Origin of the sequence: Citricoccus sp. SGAir0253 (genome assembly GCF_005877055.1) — a bacterium.
GTDB lineage: Bacteria > Actinomycetota > Actinomycetes > Actinomycetales > Micrococcaceae > Citricoccus.
In genome coordinates this window covers 3,191,017-3,207,091 of sequence record NZ_CP039424.1, presented here as the reverse complement: position 1 = coordinate 3,207,091, position 16,075 = coordinate 3,191,017, and the positions used below count along the sequence as shown (strand labels likewise).

Annotated in this window: 15 protein-coding genes; 4 read left to right on the top strand and 11 right to left on the bottom strand. The window is 77.2% G+C overall.

The features are described from left to right. The first annotated feature begins 33 nt into the window (after positions 1-33). From E7744_RS13990 to E7744_RS13980, 3 genes are all read left to right on the top strand, one after another. Positions 34-792: a metal-dependent transcriptional regulator gene (locus E7744_RS13990; protein WP_137774652.1), complete on the top strand. Its 759-nt coding sequence runs from the start codon at positions 34-36 to the stop codon at positions 790-792. A gap of 109 nt (positions 793-901) precedes the next feature. After that, positions 902-1,357: an NUDIX domain-containing protein gene (locus E7744_RS13985; protein ID WP_137774651.1), complete on the top strand. Its 456-nt coding sequence runs from the start codon at positions 902-904 to the stop codon at positions 1,355-1,357. 137 nt (positions 1,358-1,494) lie between these two features. After that, on the top strand, positions 1,495-2,145 hold the full coding sequence (locus tag E7744_RS13980; RefSeq protein WP_137774650.1) for a DinB family protein: 651 nt from the start codon (positions 1,495-1,497) through the stop codon (positions 2,143-2,145). A gap of 21 nt (positions 2,146-2,166) precedes the next feature. On the opposite strand, the gene E7744_RS13975 is transcribed toward E7744_RS13980, so the two are convergent. The 4 genes from E7744_RS13975 to E7744_RS13960 form a co-directional block, all read right to left on the bottom strand. After that, on the bottom strand, positions 2,167-3,012 hold the full coding sequence (locus tag E7744_RS13975; RefSeq protein WP_137774649.1) for a VOC family protein: 846 nt from the start codon (positions 3,010-3,012) through the stop codon (positions 2,167-2,169). Then, positions 3,009-3,836, bottom strand: coding sequence for a helix-turn-helix transcriptional regulator (locus tag E7744_RS13970; protein WP_137774648.1), 828 nt, complete (start codon positions 3,834-3,836; stop codon positions 3,009-3,011). The genes E7744_RS13975 and E7744_RS13970 overlap by 4 nt, the downstream gene beginning before the upstream one ends. Positions 3,837-3,976: 140 nt before the next feature. After that, on the bottom strand, positions 3,977-6,709 hold the full coding sequence (locus tag E7744_RS13965) for an FtsX-like permease family protein (RefSeq protein ID WP_137774647.1): 2,733 nt from the start codon (positions 6,707-6,709) through the stop codon (positions 3,977-3,979). A 3-nt stretch (positions 6,710-6,712) separates the two neighbouring features. After that, positions 6,713-7,546 (bottom strand): ABC transporter ATP-binding protein, encoded by an 834-nt coding sequence (locus E7744_RS13960; protein WP_137774646.1) that lies wholly within the window; start codon positions 7,544-7,546, stop codon positions 6,713-6,715. Positions 7,547-7,752: 206 nt separating this feature from the next. Here E7744_RS13960 and E7744_RS13955 point away from each other — a divergent pair, with 206 nt between their 5' ends. Then, positions 7,753-9,222 (top strand): L-lactate permease, encoded by a 1,470-nt coding sequence (locus E7744_RS13955; RefSeq protein ID WP_137774645.1) that lies wholly within the window; start codon positions 7,753-7,755, stop codon positions 9,220-9,222. Between the two features lie 108 nt (positions 9,223-9,330). Here the strand turns inward: E7744_RS13955 and E7744_RS13950 are convergent, their stop codons facing one another. The 7 genes from E7744_RS13950 to E7744_RS13915 all read right to left on the bottom strand — a co-directional run bounded on the left by E7744_RS13950 (position 9,331) and on the right by E7744_RS13915 (position 16,070). Further along, a complete protein-coding gene (locus E7744_RS13950; protein WP_246858465.1) occupies positions 9,331-10,017 on the bottom strand; it encodes a hypothetical protein in 687 nt (228 codons plus the stop codon). A gap of 8 nt (positions 10,018-10,025) precedes the next feature. Further along, positions 10,026-10,814, bottom strand: a complete 789-nt coding sequence (locus tag E7744_RS13945; RefSeq protein WP_168199830.1) for an alpha/beta fold hydrolase — start codon at positions 10,812-10,814, stop codon at positions 10,026-10,028. 8 nt (positions 10,815-10,822) lie between these two features. Further along, positions 10,823-11,968: a glutamate--cysteine ligase gene (locus tag E7744_RS13940; RefSeq protein WP_137774642.1), complete on the bottom strand. Its 1,146-nt coding sequence runs from the start codon at positions 11,966-11,968 to the stop codon at positions 10,823-10,825. After that, the gene (locus E7744_RS13935; protein ID WP_137774641.1) at positions 11,965-12,615 is read right to left on the bottom strand and encodes a hypothetical protein; all 651 of its coding nucleotides are present in this window, start codon (positions 12,613-12,615) and stop codon (positions 11,965-11,967) included. The genes E7744_RS13940 and E7744_RS13935 overlap by 4 nt, the downstream gene beginning before the upstream one ends. A 223-nt stretch (positions 12,616-12,838) precedes the next feature. Beyond that, a complete protein-coding gene (locus E7744_RS13930) occupies positions 12,839-13,573 on the bottom strand; it encodes a GAF and ANTAR domain-containing protein (protein ID WP_137774640.1) in 735 nt (244 codons plus the stop codon). A 174-nt stretch (positions 13,574-13,747) separates the two neighbouring features. After that, positions 13,748-14,587, bottom strand: a complete 840-nt coding sequence (locus tag E7744_RS16285) for a response regulator transcription factor (RefSeq protein ID WP_305764206.1) — start codon at positions 14,585-14,587, stop codon at positions 13,748-13,750. A gap of 205 nt (positions 14,588-14,792) precedes the next feature. Then, a complete protein-coding gene (locus E7744_RS13915) occupies positions 14,793-16,070 on the bottom strand; it encodes a sensor histidine kinase (RefSeq protein WP_137774639.1) in 1,278 nt (425 codons plus the stop codon). Positions 16,071-16,075 lie beyond the last annotated feature (5 nt).

The following is a 16,075-nucleotide window of genomic DNA, read 5'->3' as shown; positions in this document are numbered from 1 at the left end:
GGGCGCCGGTCCGCCGGATGAGAGGATCGAGGCATGGACCCGTCCGACCTCACCCCGGTCGCCCAGGACTACCTCAAGGTGATCTGGTCGGCCACCGAATGGGGGGACCCACCGATCACCACCTCGGAGCTGGCCGCCCGGTTCGGCACCAGCGCCCCCAACGTGACGGACACGGTCAAGCGCCTGGCCGCCCAGGGGCTGGTGGACTACCGCCCCTACCGGCCGGTCGCGCTCACGCCCCGGGGGCGGGACTACGCCGTGGCCATGGTGCGCCGGCACCGGTTGCTGGAGGCATTCCTCGTCGCCACGCTCGGCTACTCCTGGGAGGAGGTGCACGACGAGGCCGAGCGCCTCGAGCACGCCGCCTCGGACGCCCTCGTCCAGCGCATCGACGCGGTGCTGGGCCACCCCGACCGTGATCCCCACGGCGACCCGATCCCCTCGGCCGACGGCCGGGTCCACCGCCCGGAGGGCGTCCTCCGGCTGGGGGCCGCGGCGCCGGGCACGTACGAGGTGCTCCGCCTCTCCGACGCCGACCCCGGCCGGCTCGAGCGCTTCCGCCGGCATCGGCTCACGCCCGGCGCGGTCGTCGAGGTACTCCACCGGAGCGCGGACGCCGTGACCATCCGGGCCGGGGCGCCGGTCGGCTCCGGGGAGCCCGACGACGGCCCCGGGACCCCGGCGGCCGGGACCGTGGCGCCCGGCGCCGAGGCCGTGGTGGCCGGCGCGGACGCCGCCGGCGTGCTGCTGCGCCCGGTGGGCGGATCCGGCGGCGAGCCGACAGGGGCCTGACCGGGCCCGCCCCGGGGCCGCGCCGTCGTCGGGAGCGGCCCGGACGGGCCAACACGCCCGCCTCCGTCATGTGGCCCCGGTCCGCGGGGAACCGGGGGAGGATGGAGGCATGACGACTCCAGCGCCGGGAGGTGACCGCACCGGCCAGCCCATCCGGGTCTCGGCCGTGGTGCTGTACCGGCCGGACGGACACGTCCTGACGGTCCGCAAGGCCGGCACCTCGATGTTCATGTTCCCCGGGGGCAAGCACCACGACGGCGAGCACCCGCGGGACACCGCCGTGCGCGAGCTCGCCGAGGAGACGGGGCTGGTGGTCCCGCCCGGGGACCTCGAGTACCTCGGGGCGTTCCGGACGGCCGCCGCCAACGAGGACGGCCACGAGCTGCACTCCGAGGTCTTCGCCCTGATGCGCCCGCTGGCGCGCAACGAGGTCCCGGAGCCCACCACGGAGATCGAGCAGCTGGCCTGGATGGACCCGCGGGCTGCCCGCGCCCCCGGGGGCCACGGCATCGCCCCGCTGCTGACCGCCGTGTTCCCCGAGATCCTGCGTCGCCGCCCGTTCTGACCTTCCCCTGACCTCGTCCTGGCCTCCGGCCGGCCCCCTGCCGGCGCCCTGCCGGCCTCCGGCCCCTCCGGATCGCCCCGGACGCCCCGCTGACGAGGGCTGTCGGCGCGCGCCGGCGCGATGCCACGATGGCCGGCATGACCGGAGACACCCCACCCGCTGCCCCGCCGCCCGCCCCCGCCCCGAGCGGCGCCGCGGCCGACGGCGGCCTGAAGCCCGTCCTCGAGCACTACCTCCGCGCGGCCCGCCGGGACCTGCGCTGGAAGCTCGAGGGCCTCACGGAGCGGCAGCTGCGGATGCCGATGACGCCCACGGGGACCAACCTGCTCGGCGTGCTCAAGCACGTGGCCTCCGTGGAGGCGGGCTACTTCACGGACTGCCTCGGCCGCCCCTCCGGCATCCCCATGCCGTGGTTCGAGGACGGCGCGGAGCCCAACGCGGACATGTTCGCCACCGCGGAGGAGTCCGTGCAGGACGTCCTGGACCTCGCCGACCGCTGCGCCGCCGCGTCCGACGCGGTGATCGCGGAACTGGACCTGGCCGCCGTCGCGACCGTGCCGTGGTGGTCCCGCCCCGAGGTGACCCTGGGCCGGCTGCTCGTGCACGTGGTCGCCGAGTACCAGCGGCACCTGGGGCACGTGGACATCGTCCGCGAGCTGCTCGACGGCCGGGCGGGGCTGGCCCCGGCCGCGCCGAACCTGCCCGGGGAGGACCAGGGCGTCGACGCCGCCTGGTGGGCGGCGTACACCGAGCGGCTGCGGGCCCTCGCCGAGGGCGCCCGCGGCTGAGCGCCCCGGACCGGCCGCCCCCTACCGCCCGGTCTCCCGGCCGTAGTCCTCGGCCTGCATCTGGACGAGCTGGAACGTGGCCCCGGCGGGGTCGGCCACCGTGGCGATCCGCCCGAAGGGCGTGTCCATCGGCCCGTCCAGCACGGATCCGCCGAGCCGGCCGACCGTCCGCGCGGCCTCGTCCGCGTCCTGCACGATGAAGTAGGCGCGCCAGTAGGACGGCGTGCCCTCGGGGAACCACGCCGGGTCCGCCTCGCACAGCCCGGCCGTGGCACCCTCGCCGGGACGGTCGTTGGCATAGCGGGTGGGCTCGGTCCCCTCCGGGGCGTCCTCCATCGGCAGCAGCGTGGGCTCCCAGCCCCACACGCGGCGGTAGTACTCGGCGTCGGCGTCGAAGGCCAGGCTCATCACCTCGAACCACACGGGCGAGCCGACCGTCCGGGTCAGGGTGAACCCGCCGAAGGTGCCGTTCTGCCACACGCCCAGCGCCTCGCCGCCCGGGGTGGTGACGACCCCCATCCGGCCGAGGTCGCCCACCGGCATGGCCGGCACGAGCACGGTGCCCCCGGCGGCCGCGGTCTCCGCGAGGGAGCGGTCGATGTCCTCGCTCTTGAGGTACACGGACCACGCGGCCTGGCCGGTGGAGTCCGGGCCCTGGGCCATGGCCCCGCCCACGTGCGCGCCCCCGTTGGTGATCATGTGGTAGTGCCCGAACGGCTCGCCGTAGTCCTCGAAGTCCCAGCCGAAGAGCGCCTCGTAGAAGGGGATGACCGCGGCCAGGTCCGGGACGGTGAGGTCGATCCACACGGGCGAGCCGTGGCGGATGCCGAGCTCGTCCGTGTTCGCGGTGGGCAGATGGTCGGTCATGGGGTCCTCCTGGTGGGGTGGGTGCGGTCCGGCATGAGGGAGGGCAGGGCGGTGAGCAGGGGGAAGCCCCACGGCTCGGGGTCCCCGAGCTCCAGCCGCACGGTGGCGGGCCCCGTGAGGGGCACCGGGTGGCGCCCGACGGCGGGGCGCGGGCCGGCCAGGTGCTCCGCCGGTTCCGCGGTGGCCGGGACGGCGGTGGCCAGCAGCCAGGGGGCGCGGTCCAGCACCGGCAGGCGGAAGCCGCCCTCGCCCTCGCGGAGCAGCCCCGTCACCGGCAGGCCCACCGGGAAGGGCGTGGGATAGCAGCCGATCCAGACGAGCGGCTCCGGCCCGGGACCGGGCCGCAGGGCGGGGGGCAGCCGCACCGTGCCCTCCACGGTGCCGAGCATCCCGACGGCCGGGCGCGGCCGGCCCGCCGCCAGGTCCGCCTCCGTGATCCCCTGCGGGTACAGGGCGAAGGGGGCCGGCGTGGTGACGGAGAGCCGGTCGGCCAGGCGGCGCAGCCCCGAGGGGGAGACCCCCACGTCCTCGCGGAACCGGCGGGTGAACGTGCCGGGGGAGGTGAAGCCGACCTCCTGGCACACGTCCACCACGGCGTCGTCCCCGGCCAGCAGCAGCCGCTTGGCGCGGTGGAACCGCACGCCGGCGAGGAACCGGTTGGGGGTGACGTGCACCCGGGCGGCGAACATGCGGGTGAAGTGGAACGGGCTGTAGCCGGCGACGTCCGCCATGTCCGCCACCGTGATCGGCTCGGCGGCACGCTCGGTGATGAAGCGGGCCGCCCGGCGGGCGGCCGCCTCGTGCTCGGCCTGCTGGTCCCTCACGGCTCCAGTGTGGTCCGGGCCGGGGACGGTGTCATCAGGCCACGGCCCCGGCCCGGAGGCGAGGGGCGGCCCGGCCCGCGAGGTCACGCGTGTCCCGGCCCGGGGCGCTCCGTGCGCCCCGGGCCGGGACGGCCGGTGCCTCAGGCGGTGGCCAGCCCCTGGACCGGGGACAGCCGCGCCGCCCGGCGGGACGGCGCCACCGAGGCCAGCAGCCCCGCGGCCACGGAGACCACCACGATCAGCGCCAGCTCCGGCCACGGCACCACGGGCCACACGACGGGTTGGCCGATCCCGGCGGCCATCGGCCCGAACACCGTGTGGGCGCCGAAGCCGCCGTAGACGGTCCCGAGCACGCAGCCGACCAGCGCGGCGACGCCGGAGACCAGCACCGCCTCGAGGGCCAGCATCCCGCGCAGCCCGCCGCGCGTCAGGCCGAGGGCCCGCATCAGGGAGTTCTCCCGGGACCGCTCGATCGCGGACAGGGACAGCGTGTTCGCCACCCCCACGAGGGCGATGAGCACCGAGACGGCCAGCAGGGCGGTGACCACCATGAGCATGCCGTCGATGACGACCGTGAACAGCAGCCGCAGGGCCAGCTCCCCGCTCACGGAGTCCTGGGTGACGCCGGCGGCCTGGGCCACCTCGGTGTTCAGCTCCTGCAGGGCGTCCAGCGCCAGGCCCTCGTCGGCCCGCAGCCACAGCTGGGGCGCCGGGCCCTCGGGAAGGCCGACGGAGGCCCCGGCGCCCGCCGCCCCGGGGTCGAGGCCCAGCGCCCGGGCGTCCGCGAGCGGGATGACCGGCACCAGGGCGGAGGAGGCGCTCGCGACCACGTCGAACGTGCGGGATCCCGCGGGGCCGGTGACGACCAGCGCATCGGCCTCCACGGTGTTCGGCACGAGCACCGTCCCCGACTCGCCCAGCCGTTCGGCGGCGTCCGCGGGCAGGCCCGCCACCACCGCGCGCAGCTGCTCCGGGTCTGCGGCGTACACGGCGGCCTCGCCGCCGGCGGTCCCGCCCTCGGCGGCACCGCCGCCCCCGGTCCCGGCCGGCCGGGCCGTGCCGGCCGGCACGAGCAGGGCGGCGGCGTCCACGCCCTCCACGGCGACGACCCGGTCGCGCTCGGCCGCGCCGCCGTCGGGGTCCAGCCGGACCTGCACGTCCACCGGGAACTCGGCCCGGAAGATGGTGTCCATCTGCACCTGGGCGGTGCGCCCGCCCGTGAGCATCATGGCCACGAGCGTGGTGCCGATCAGCAGGGCCGCCGCGGTGGAGGCGGTCCGGCCCGGGTTGCGCACGGCGTTGAGCCGGGCCATCCGCCCCGGCACCCCCGCCGGCCGCGCCGCGAGTCCCGCCACGGAGACGACCGCGGGCACGAACAGCACGGCGAGCATCAGCACGCCCACGAAGGACAGCGCCCCGCCGGCCACGGCGATCGCCAGGTTGGCCTGGACGGCACCGCCCACGAGCCCCGCGGCGCCCGCGAGCAGGGCCAGCGTCCCGAGGACGAGGCGCACGGTGCCGGCGCGGTTCCCCACGGCGGCGTCCTCGCGGGGCCGCATCGCCTCGAGCGGGGACACCCGGGTGGCGGCGCCGGCGGCGGCGGAGGAGGCGAGCACGGTCAGCCCGACGCCGACCGCCACGCACGTGACCAGGTCCAGCGGGGCGGCCTCGAAGGTGAGGAAGCCGAAGCCCTCGGCCGTGGCGCCCCACGCCACGAGGCCGGCCACCAGTGCGGCGGCCAGGCCGACGCCCACCAGGGACCCGAGCAGCCCGACGACCCCGGCCTCGGCCAGCACCGAGCCGCGGACCTGCCGCGTCGAGGCGCCCAGGGCCCGCTGCAGGGCCAGGTCGCGCGAGCGCTGGGCCACGAGCACGGAGAAGGTGTTGGCGATGACGAGGGCCGTCACGAGCAGGGCGATCGCGGCGAAGGCCCCGAGGACCCAGGCGAAGACGTTGGAGCCGGCCATCCGGGCCACCTGCTCCTGCGCCTGCACGTCCGGGGTCGCCACGGTCACGTCCAGGCCCCGGTCCTCGGCCGCCTCCCGCAGCGCGGCGGCGACCCGCGCGGGGTCGGCGCCGTCCGCGAGGCGGACGAGCACGTGCTCGGCGTGGTCGGCCGCCAGGGCCTCGGCCATCTCGGCCGCCGCCGCCTGCTCCCGCGCCTCCGGCCCGTCCACCACCGCGCCCTCGAGGGACCGGAGGGCGGCGAGGGCGTCGGCCTTCAGGGCCTCGGTCAGCGCCTCGTCGGCCCGCACCTGGATGGCCCCGATCGCGTTGGGGTCCTGCGAGACCTCGGCGATCCCCGCCACGGTGACCCGTCGGCCGGGGGAGTCGGCCTCGACGCCGGGGATCAGGTAGGTGCTGGAGCCGACCGCGAGGCCGAAGGACCGCGCGGTCCGCTCGTCGAGGACGATCTCCGTGGCCGAGCCGGGCGCCGGGAAGCCGCCGGCCACGAGCTCTGCGGGGACGAGGGTCGTGTCCCGGGGGACGGTGGAGACGAGGGCGAAGTCCGAGGTCTCGCTCCACGAGCCGGTCCCCTCCCGTCCGGACGGGCGCTGGAGCCCGGCGGCGGTGACCACGTGGGCGTGGGCCTCGCGGACCCCCTCCACGTCCTGCAGCGACCCCGGCCCGGCGGGCGTGCCGGCGGCCGCGGCCAGCCCCACCCCGGTCTCGAAGTCGGCGCCCGGGGCCGGGGCCACCACGAGGTCCGCGGCCGAGTAGGTGGCCCCGAGGGAGTTGCGCAGGCTGGCCGTGGCCGAGGACCCGACCAACAGGGCCGAGGCCAGGAAGGTGACGCCGATGACGATGGCCAGCAGCACGGAGACGTAGCGCCGGGGCCGGTCCCGCAGCTGGGACAGGGCGAGCGTGAGCACGGCTCAGGCACCCCCCACCGGGGACAGGGCGGCGAGGGCGGCCAGGACGCGCTCGGGCGTGGGGTCGGCGACCTCGCCGGCCGGCCGCCCGTCGGCCAGCAGCACCACGCGGTCCGCGTAGGAGGCGGCCGCGGGGTCGTGGGTGACCATGATGACGGTCTGGCCCATCTCCCGGGCCGAGCGCCGCAGCAGGGACAGCACCTCGGCACCCGTGGTGGAGTCCAGGTTGCCGGTCGGCTCGTCCGCGAACACCACGTCCGGCCGGGTCAGCAGCGCGCGGGCCACGGCCACGCGCTGCTGCTGCCCGCCGGAGAGCTCGTGCGGCTTGTGCCCCAGCCGCTCGGACAGGCCCAGGATCCCGACGACGTCCGCGAGCCACGCGCGGTCCACGCGCCGGCCCGCGAGGTCCAGGGGCAGGACGATGTTCTGCTCCGCCGTCAGGGTGGGGACGAGGTTGAAGGCCTGGAACACGAAGCCGATCCGGTCCCGGCGCAACCGGGTCAGCTCGGCGTCGGACAGCCCGGTGATCTCCCGGCCCGCCAGCTCGATCCGGCCGGCGTCCACCGTGTCCAGCCCGGCGAGGCAGTGCATCAGGGTGGACTTGCCGGACCCGGACGGGCCCATGATCGCGGTGAACCGGCCCGCGGCGAAGTCCACGTCCACCCCGGCCAGGGCGCGGACCGCGGCCTCCCCGCGGCCGTAGGCCTTGACCAGGCCGCGGGCCGAGACCGCGGGCGTGGCGGGGGTGGGGCCGGCGGGGGAGGCGGCCGGGCCGGCGTCGGGCCCGGGGGAGGCGGGACGGGGATCGAGGGCGGTGGGGTGCGCAGTGCTGTCCATGGCATCCACTCTGGCGGTCCCGGGGCCCGCGCGGATCGCCCCGCGGGCGGGTTCCGGGGCGGATCCGGGTCATCCTCCGGGATGACTCGGGGATGCCCCGGACCGGTCGGGGGGACCAGGGCCCGTCCGACGGACCGGTAGCATCCCTCGGGGGGCCGGGAGGGACTCGTCGCCCACGGAAGGACACGGAAGGACGGGGGCGGCCGGTGGACGTGCTGATGGCGGCGCTGCCCATCGCGCTCACCCTGGGCCTGTTGCTGGTCCCCGCGCCCTCCTGGGTGGCCCCCGGGGCCGGCGTCGTGGCCGCCGTGCTGTCCGGTCTGCTCTGGTTCCGCACCGCCCCCGCCGAGGTGGCCGCGGCCTTCGGGGCGGGGCTGGGGACGCTCGTGGAGGTCCTGGCGATCATCGCCGGCGGGATCCTGCTCTCCCGCGTCATGGAGCGCACGGGCGCCCAGGAACGGCTGGCCCGCTGGCTCTCGGCCGGCGGGGGCCCCACCGTGGCCTCCGCGCTGCTCATGGCGCACGGGGTGGTGCCCTTCATGGAGACGGTGACCGGCTTCGGGGTCTCCGTGATCATCGGCCTGCCGCTGCTGCTCTCCCTGGGGTTCACGCCGCTGCGCGCGGCCTCACTGTCCCTCGTGGCCCTCATGGTGGGGCCGTGGGGCTCCATGGGTCCCGGGACGCTGCTGGGCTCCCAGCAGGCGGGGGTCGGCCTCGCGGAGCTGGGCGTGGCCTCCGGGGTGCTCAACGTCTTGGCCTTCCTCGGCTCCGGGGCGGTGGCGGCCGTGATCGCCGGGCGGGGCACCGCGCCCCCCGCCGGCCGGTCCGGTCACCCGGCCGGTGCGTACGCCGCCTGGATCGGCACCGGGATCCTCTCCGGGGTGGTGCTGTCCGTGCTCGTGGTGGGCGCGAACCTCGTCGTCGGCACCCCGCCCGCCGGGGCCACGGCCACCCTGGCCATGTCCGCGGCGTGGGCCCTGCTCATCGGCCGGGGCCGGATGGGACCGGTCCCGGTGCGCGAGCTCGTCCCCTACCTCGTGCTGCTCGGCGGCACGATCGTGGGCCAGGCGCTGGAACGCGGACTGCCCCTGGGGGCCGTCGGGCCGGTGCTGGGCTCGCCCGCCCTGTGGTCCGTCACCGGCGCCCTGGTGGGGACCGCGGTGCTGTCCCTGGCCCGGCAGCAGCGCTGGCGGCTGCCCCGCGAGACCTGGCGGATGTGGCTGGGCGTGGCCGTGCCCACCGGGCTCTACCTCCTGCTCGGCACCGCCGTGGCCGGCGGCGGGCTGGCGGACCAGCTCGCCGCGGCGCTGGCCTCGCTCGGGCACGCCTACCTCTTCCTCGTGCCCCTCGTGGGCGGCCTCGGCGGCTACATCACCGCCTCGGGCACGGGGGCCAACGCCATGTTCGGCGGCACGCAGGTCTCCGCGGCGCAGGCCCTGGGCGTGGACCGGCTGTGGATGATGGCCTCCCAGAACGTGGCCGCCGGACTGGCGTGCCTGGCCAGCCCGGCCCGCATCGAGCTGGCCTACCGGATCGCCGGCCCGCGGCAGGGCCCGGACACCCCGGGGCCCGTCCTGACCCGCGGGGCGCTCATCGCCCGCACGCTGCCCTTCGTCCTGGCCTGCCTCGTGCTGTGGGGCGCCGGGAACGTGCTCTGGATGCCGGCGGCCGGGTAGCCGGCCCGGCGGCCGGGCCGCCTTGTGGCCGGGAGGCCGCGAGGCCCCGAGCGTGACCCGCGCGCCGGCGAGGCCCGGAGCGTGACCCCCGCGCCGGCGCCGCCGCGCTCAGCGCGCGAGGGAGGCGACGCCCTCCAGGACGGCCCGGTGCACGCGCGCATCGCCCAGCGGCAGGAAGTGTCCCCGCGTGTCCAGCCGGACGTTCCGGGCGCCCTCCAGCCGGCTGCCCCCGGGGATGTGCGGGTCGAAGAGCCCGTACACGGAGACGATCCGCCCGTTCACGTCCGCGCTCGAGGCCAGCGCGGCGAGCACGGGGGAGTGCGGCAGGAAGACCCGGACGGCGGGCAGCGGCAGCAGCCAGGCCAGGACGGACCCGGCGAAGGGCGTGTTGACGGCCACCAGCCCGCGGATCGCCGTGGCGGCGTTGTGGTGCGCCAGCAGGTATTTCCCGATCAGCCCGCCCTTGCTGTGGGCCACGAGCACGCAGTCCTGCAGTCCGGCCGAGCGGATGTAGCGGTCCACCACCCCCGCCATGTCCTCGATCGTCCCGGAGTTGCGCCCCATGTCCTCGAGGGGATGGACGTCGTAGCCGTCCCGCCAGAGCACCTGGGCCAGCGGGCGCATGAACGTCCACTCCTCGTAGATGCCCGGCAGCAGCAGCACGGCGGGCCTTCCGGCGCCCGGGCGCCGGAAGGCCCGTGGATCGCCACGGTCCAGGATCCCGGCGGCCTGGTGGCGCAGGGCGTAGGCGTAGTCCCGGACCCATGCGCCGAGGTCCAGGGCCAGGCCGGCCACGCGGCCCCTCACGCGGCCGGCCCGGTGGACAGGGCCTCGAGGAACGGGGTGATCACCGCGGCCAGCTCGCGCGGCCGCACGTGCTGGACGGCGTGCGGGGCACCCGGGACCTCGGCCGAGCGGGCGCGCGGGGCCGCGGCGGCCAGTTGCCGCACCCAGGCCCGCGGCGCGATGGGGTCGCGGCCGCCCCGCACCACGAGTCCCGGCACGTCGCACCGCGCGATGTCCGCCTCGATGCGGTCGGCGAGCATGGAACGGGAGGTGCGCAGGTAGCGCACCAGGCCCATCCGGGCGTAGTCGCGGAAGATCACGGCGTTCGTGCGCGGCGGTTCGCGCAGCGTGTCCCGCGCCAGCCGCCAGGCCTGCGCCGGCAGGCTCCGCGCCCGCGGGTCCACCGTGGGCCCGAGCAGGACGTACCCCGCGGCCAGTCCCGGGTGGCCGGCGATCGCGTCCACCACCACCTGGCACCCCATGGAGTGCCCGAGGAGGACGGGGGCCTGCAGTCCCAGCGCGGCGACCGTCCCGGCGAGCACCTCGGCGAGCTCGCCGACCCCCAGCGGGCGGGGTGGGCGCGGCGTGCCGCCGTAGCCGGGCAGGTCCACCACGTGGACCTCGTGCCCGGCGGCGAGCACCTCGGCGAGGGGCAGGAAGTAGTCCCCGGAGACGCCGATCCCGTGCACCAGCACGAGGGGCCGGGCGCCGGGGGCCCCGGGGCCGGTCCCGGACGGGCCCCGCACGTCCACGGCATGGGGACCGACGGCGAGCCGGCGCCGTTCGAGGACGTCTGCGGTGGGCATGGGGTGGATCATACGGCGCGCTGCGTCGCGGCCCGCACGGCGGCGACGACGTCCTGCACCTCCTGGCGGGCGGCGAAGGCCTCGCGCTGGAGCCGGGCGCCGGTCCCGCGGCGCAGGATGTCCGCGACCCCGGCCTCGACGTCCTGCTCCTCGCCGGGCTGTTCGGCGAGCACCGGCCGCACCGCGTCCAGCAGGCGGGAGAGCACGTCCCCCGCGGGCGCGGGCGTCCCGGTGGCCGGGTCGATGAGCCGGTCGTCCACCCCGGACCGGCTCGCGAGCCAGCACCACGTCCGCAGGACCGAGGCCGGGACCGGGGCCGGGATCCCGGACGCGCCGCCGTCGGGCGGGCCGCCGGCGCCCCGCCGGCGGGCGGTGGTCTCCACGAGCGCGCGCACGAGGACCGCCAGCACCGCGGCGTCCCGCGGGTCCAGGCACACGTCCGCCACGCGGACCTCCACCGCCGGGCCGTCCTCGCGGACGAGCGCGTCCTGGTGGAGCATGGGCGGGTCCATCGGCAGGCCGGTGGCCCGGAGCAGCTCCCCGTGCCGGCGGTGCGCCTCCGGGGAACCGAAGTGCTCGGGTGGGCCGGAGGCGGGCAGCCGCGAGGCGGCCTGGTACCGGTAGGACGCGTAACCGGTGTCCTGTCCCTGCCAGAAGGGGGAGTTGGCGCTCAGCGCGAGCAGGGCCGGCAGCCAGGGGCGCAGGCCGTCCAGCACGGACACCGCCTCCGCCAGGGAGGCCACGGCCACCCGCACCCGGAAGCCGTTCACCAGCCGCTCGGCGCCGGTGGGCCCGAGGTGCCCGCCGAGCCCGCGGTGGTGGGCGCCCGGCGCCGGGTGGGGGATGAGCCGCCCCGGGGCGGTGGCCAGTGCCACCGCCCCTGCACCGGCACGGGAGGCCGCCCGTTCTACGGCCTCCCGCCCGGCACGGATGGTGTGGAGCAGGCCGGCCAGCGAGGACTGCGGGGGTCCGCTGACCTCGACCTGATCCTGGTGCCGTCCCGCCGTGAGGCGGTGGCCCGTGGTCCCGTCCCCGCCCTCGTCCTCGGGCTGGACGGCCCGGTCCCCGGCGGAGACGGGCGTGAGGTCCACGGGATCCACGAGCAGCAGCGACTCCGCCACGGCGACGGACCGGGCACCGTCCCCGCCGCTCACGGGAGCACCCCGTCCCAGGGGTCCAGGGGATCCACCGGCTCGGCGGTGGCGGCCCCGAAGGCCCGCCGGGTGCGGCGTCCCGAGGGCTCGATGACGTGCACCGTGCCCGGGGGCAGGTCGGGGAGATCGGCGGTCGGGTGCAGGCCCCCGACGGCGCGCAGCGGCTCCCGCTCGGAGGCGAAGCGCAGGAACCCCGGGCCCCGGACGAGGTGCAGGGGGATGGTGCCGTCCGCGTCCCGGGCCAGCAGCACCCGCTCCCGGAAGGCGTCCACCAGGGCCAGGGCGAAGGCCCCCTCGAGCCGTTCGGCGAAGTGCTCGCCCCATCGGTGGTAGGCGGCCAGGGCGACCTCCGGGTCGGCGTGGCTGCGGAAGGCGTGGTGCCCGGCCAGCTCCTCGCGGAGGTCGTGGTGGTTGACCACCGTGCCCGTGAGCACGATCCCGAGGCCGAGGCGGTCGTCCACCACCGGCTGGGCCGTGGTCCGGGCGCCCCGCACCACGCGCCGGCGCCGGTGGCCCAGGGCCACCCAGCCCCAGGTGCACGTGCCGTAGCCGTACGGGGTGCGGGTCATGGCCTCGGACATCCTGCTCACCGTGGACAGGTCCGCGGACCGCCCGTGCAGCGCGACCTCCCCGACGATCCCGCCCATCCTTAGGCCTCCGTCCCGCCCGGCGCGAGGGCGCGCGGGCCTGGCGGGGCAGCACCGGGGCGCTGCGGCAGGGACCGGGGAGGGGGGAGCATGACGGGATCCTCAGGGCTCGACGACGTTGTCGCGGCCTGGGCTCAACCGTCCTGCCAGTGTAGGCAGACCGGCGGGTGTCCCGCCATGGCGGGGTGTCACACGGTGACACCCGCGGGGCCCCCGGCCCGCGTCAGTCCACGAAGTGCGTGTTCGGCGCGCCCTGGCCGACCGAGCGCACGAGCTCGCCGGCCAGGTCCCGCAGCTTGACGTTGCGGTGGCTGGAGGCGGCGCGGAGCATCTCCACGGCCTGGTCCTGCGAGCACTGGTGCCGGCCCATGAGGATGCCGGCGGCCAGGTTGATCTCGGTGCGGGAGGCAAGCGCGGCGCGCAGGTTCGTCTCGGTCTCCCGGTGGTGGGCCAGCCGCACGGCCAGGCGCAGCGCGGTGGACAGCTCCAGGGTGTGGCGGTGGATGACCTCGAGGGTGGACGCGTCGAAGGCGTGGGGCCGGTCCGAGTACACGTCCAGGGCGGCGGCGGCGTCCCCGCCGAGGTCCAGCGGGACCCCGAGGGCGGAGCGCACCCCGGCCTCCGTGGCCGCGGCGCGGTAGTCGGGCCAGCGGGTCTCCTCGAGCGTGTCCTCGAGGTACACCAACCGGTCCTCGCGCGCGGCCGTGAGGCAGGGCCCGTCGTCGAAGTTGTACTGCACCTCGTCCAGGGCCTCGGCCTCCGGGGCCGACGAGGCCACGGTGATGGGCCGCTTCGGGCGCACGAGGAGCACGGCGCACCACACCCGGCCGGCGTGGCCGGAGATGGAGCGGGCCGTGGCCGTCACGAGCTCGTCGAGGAACTCGCTGATGTCCGTGGAGTCCAGGATGAGGTCGTACAGCTGCAGGGCGGCCTGCGTGCCCGTGGAGGGACTGTCCATGGCCGGGTCTCCTTCGTGGGGGTCGATGCGTGCTCCCGTGTCCACCATTCTCCTACCAATACCACGCCGTCGGCCGGGGCGCCCGGGCGCCCGTCCCGGCCGCCGACCGTCCCCGCCGCCGACCCGGGCGGCGTCCCGGCCCGGCGGGGTGCGCCGCCGGCGACCCACCCGTCCCTACGGCTGCACCAGCCCCACCCGGTAGGCGGTGACGACGGCCTGGACGCGGTCACGGGCCCCCAGCTTGGCGAGCACCCGGCCCACGTGGGTCTTGACCGTGGCCTCGGAGAGGAACAGGCCTGCGGCGATCTCCTGGTTCGACTCGCCCCGGGCCATCAGCCCCAGGACCTCCCGCTCGCGCGGCGTCAGGGACGCCACGGCCGCCGACTCCTCCCGGCGCCGTTGCTCCGCCGCCTGGCCGCGGCGCAGCGTGGGGGCGAGGTGGTCCAGCAACCGGCGCGTGGTGGAGGGCGCGATCACCGCGTCCCCCCGGTGCACGGTGCGGATGGCCGCCAGCAGCTCCTCCGGCGGGGCGTCCTTGAGCAGGAATCCGGAGGCCCCCGCCTCGATCGCCTCGAGGGCGTACTCGTCGAGGTCGAAGGTCGTCAGCACCACGACGCGCGGGCCGCACCGCTCCGGGTCCCCGAGGCCAGACGGCGCGGTGCCGGACCCGGGTCCCGGCGCCGCGGTCCGGGCGCCACCGGGGCCGGCCCCGCGGTCCCCGACCCCCGGCTCGCCGGACCCGGACGCGGTGGCCGGGGCGCCGGCGTCGGGCCGCTCGCCGAGGAGCGCGCGGGTGGCCGCGATCCCGTCCATCTGCGGCATGCGCACGTCCATGAGGATGACGTCGGCGCCGCGCACGGCCGGGGAGGCGACGGCCTCGCGCCCCGTGGAGGCCTCCGCGACCACCCGCAGGTCCGGCTGGGAGTCCACGAGCATGCCCAGTCCGGACCGGACGAGCTGCTGGTCGTCCACGAGGGCGACGCGGATGGGGGCGGGAGCGGTCGGTGCGGTCACCCCTCCATGATCGGGCATCCCGTCCGCCCGCCCTCGCGCCCTGCCGGTGGTCCCGTCATGACGCCCCCGTCCGGGTCCAAAAGACCCGTCCGGTGCGGTCCCACCCCGGACGGGTCTCCGGGGTCCGGACGGGAGCGCCGCCGGCGCGCAGGGCTGCCGGCCGGGCGGTCGGGGGGTGGACACGCACCCCGGGCCTCGGTGCCGCTCAGACCTCCTGGTACGGCACGGTCGCGTGCACGCCGAAGCCGCCGCCGGGGCGGGGGCCGGCGGTCGCGGTGCCGCCGAACAGCGCGATCCGCTCCCGCAGCCCGAGCAGCCCCTGCCCGGCGCCGCGGGTCTCGGGGGAGGCGGCGGCGCCGCGGCCGTCGTCCTCCACGCCGATCTCCAGGCCCCGGCCGGTCCAGCACAGGCGCACCGCCGCCCGGGCCTCCGGACCGCCGTGGCGCACGGTGTTGGTGAGCGCCTCCTGGACGGCACGGTAGGCCGCGAGCTCCCCGCCGGCCGGCAGCTCGCGGCGCGGGGTCCCCTCGGTGGTGAAGTCCACCTCGAGCCCGGTGAGCCGGATGGTCTCCACGAGCTCGTCCAGGTCCGCCAGGCCCGGCTGAGGGTGGAACCCGAGGGACTCGGGGCCGCGCAGCACCCCCAGCAGCCGCCGCATCTCCCCGAGGGCGCGCCGGCCCGTGTCCGAGACGGTCTGCAGCGTCCCGACGGCGACCGCCGGGTCCCGCGCCCCCGCGTACCGGCCGCCGTCGGCCTGCGTGATGATGACCTGCAGGGAGTGCGCCACGATGTCGTGCATCTCCCGGGCGATGTGGTTGCGCTCGTCCGCGGCGGCGAGCGCCCGCTCCCGGGCGGCCTCGACCTCCAGCCGCCGCGCCCGGTCCCGGAGCTGTTCGAGGGCCAGCCGCCGCGTCCGGGCCAGGTCCCCGAAGGCCCACGCGGCCAGCACGATCGCGGCGGCGGCCACGGCCGCCCCCGCCCCGGCGGCCAGCCGCTCGGTGGTGCCGCCGGCCGCCAGGGCGGCCCCTCGGCCCAGGGCCGAGCCGTCGTCGGCGAACCCCGGGGCCCCGACGTAGGCGATCTTGAGCCCGTTGAGCACCGCCCCGGCCAGGGCGGTGCCGATCCCGGCGAGCGAGGCCCAGCGGGGGCCGTTCACGGCGAGGTTGTGCACGGTCATCGGGACGGCGATGAGGGAGGGCAGCAGCTCCGGGCCCAGCACGAGCTGCAGCAGGCAGGCGGACACGACGATCCCGGCGGACAGGACCGGCCGCCAGCGGCGGATCGCCCACGGTGCCAGCTGGCCCACCGCGCACGCCAGCGCGAGCAGCCCCCACAGGAAGTGCCCGACCGTGGTGCTCTCGAACGGCACCACCGCACCCACGGACAGCAGGGCGAGGAAAGCCAGGAGCCCCGCCGCCACGAGCGAGTCGACGAGGACGGGGTGGCGGCGCGACCACGTGTCGAGCCGGTGCAGGGGGTTCACGGTGC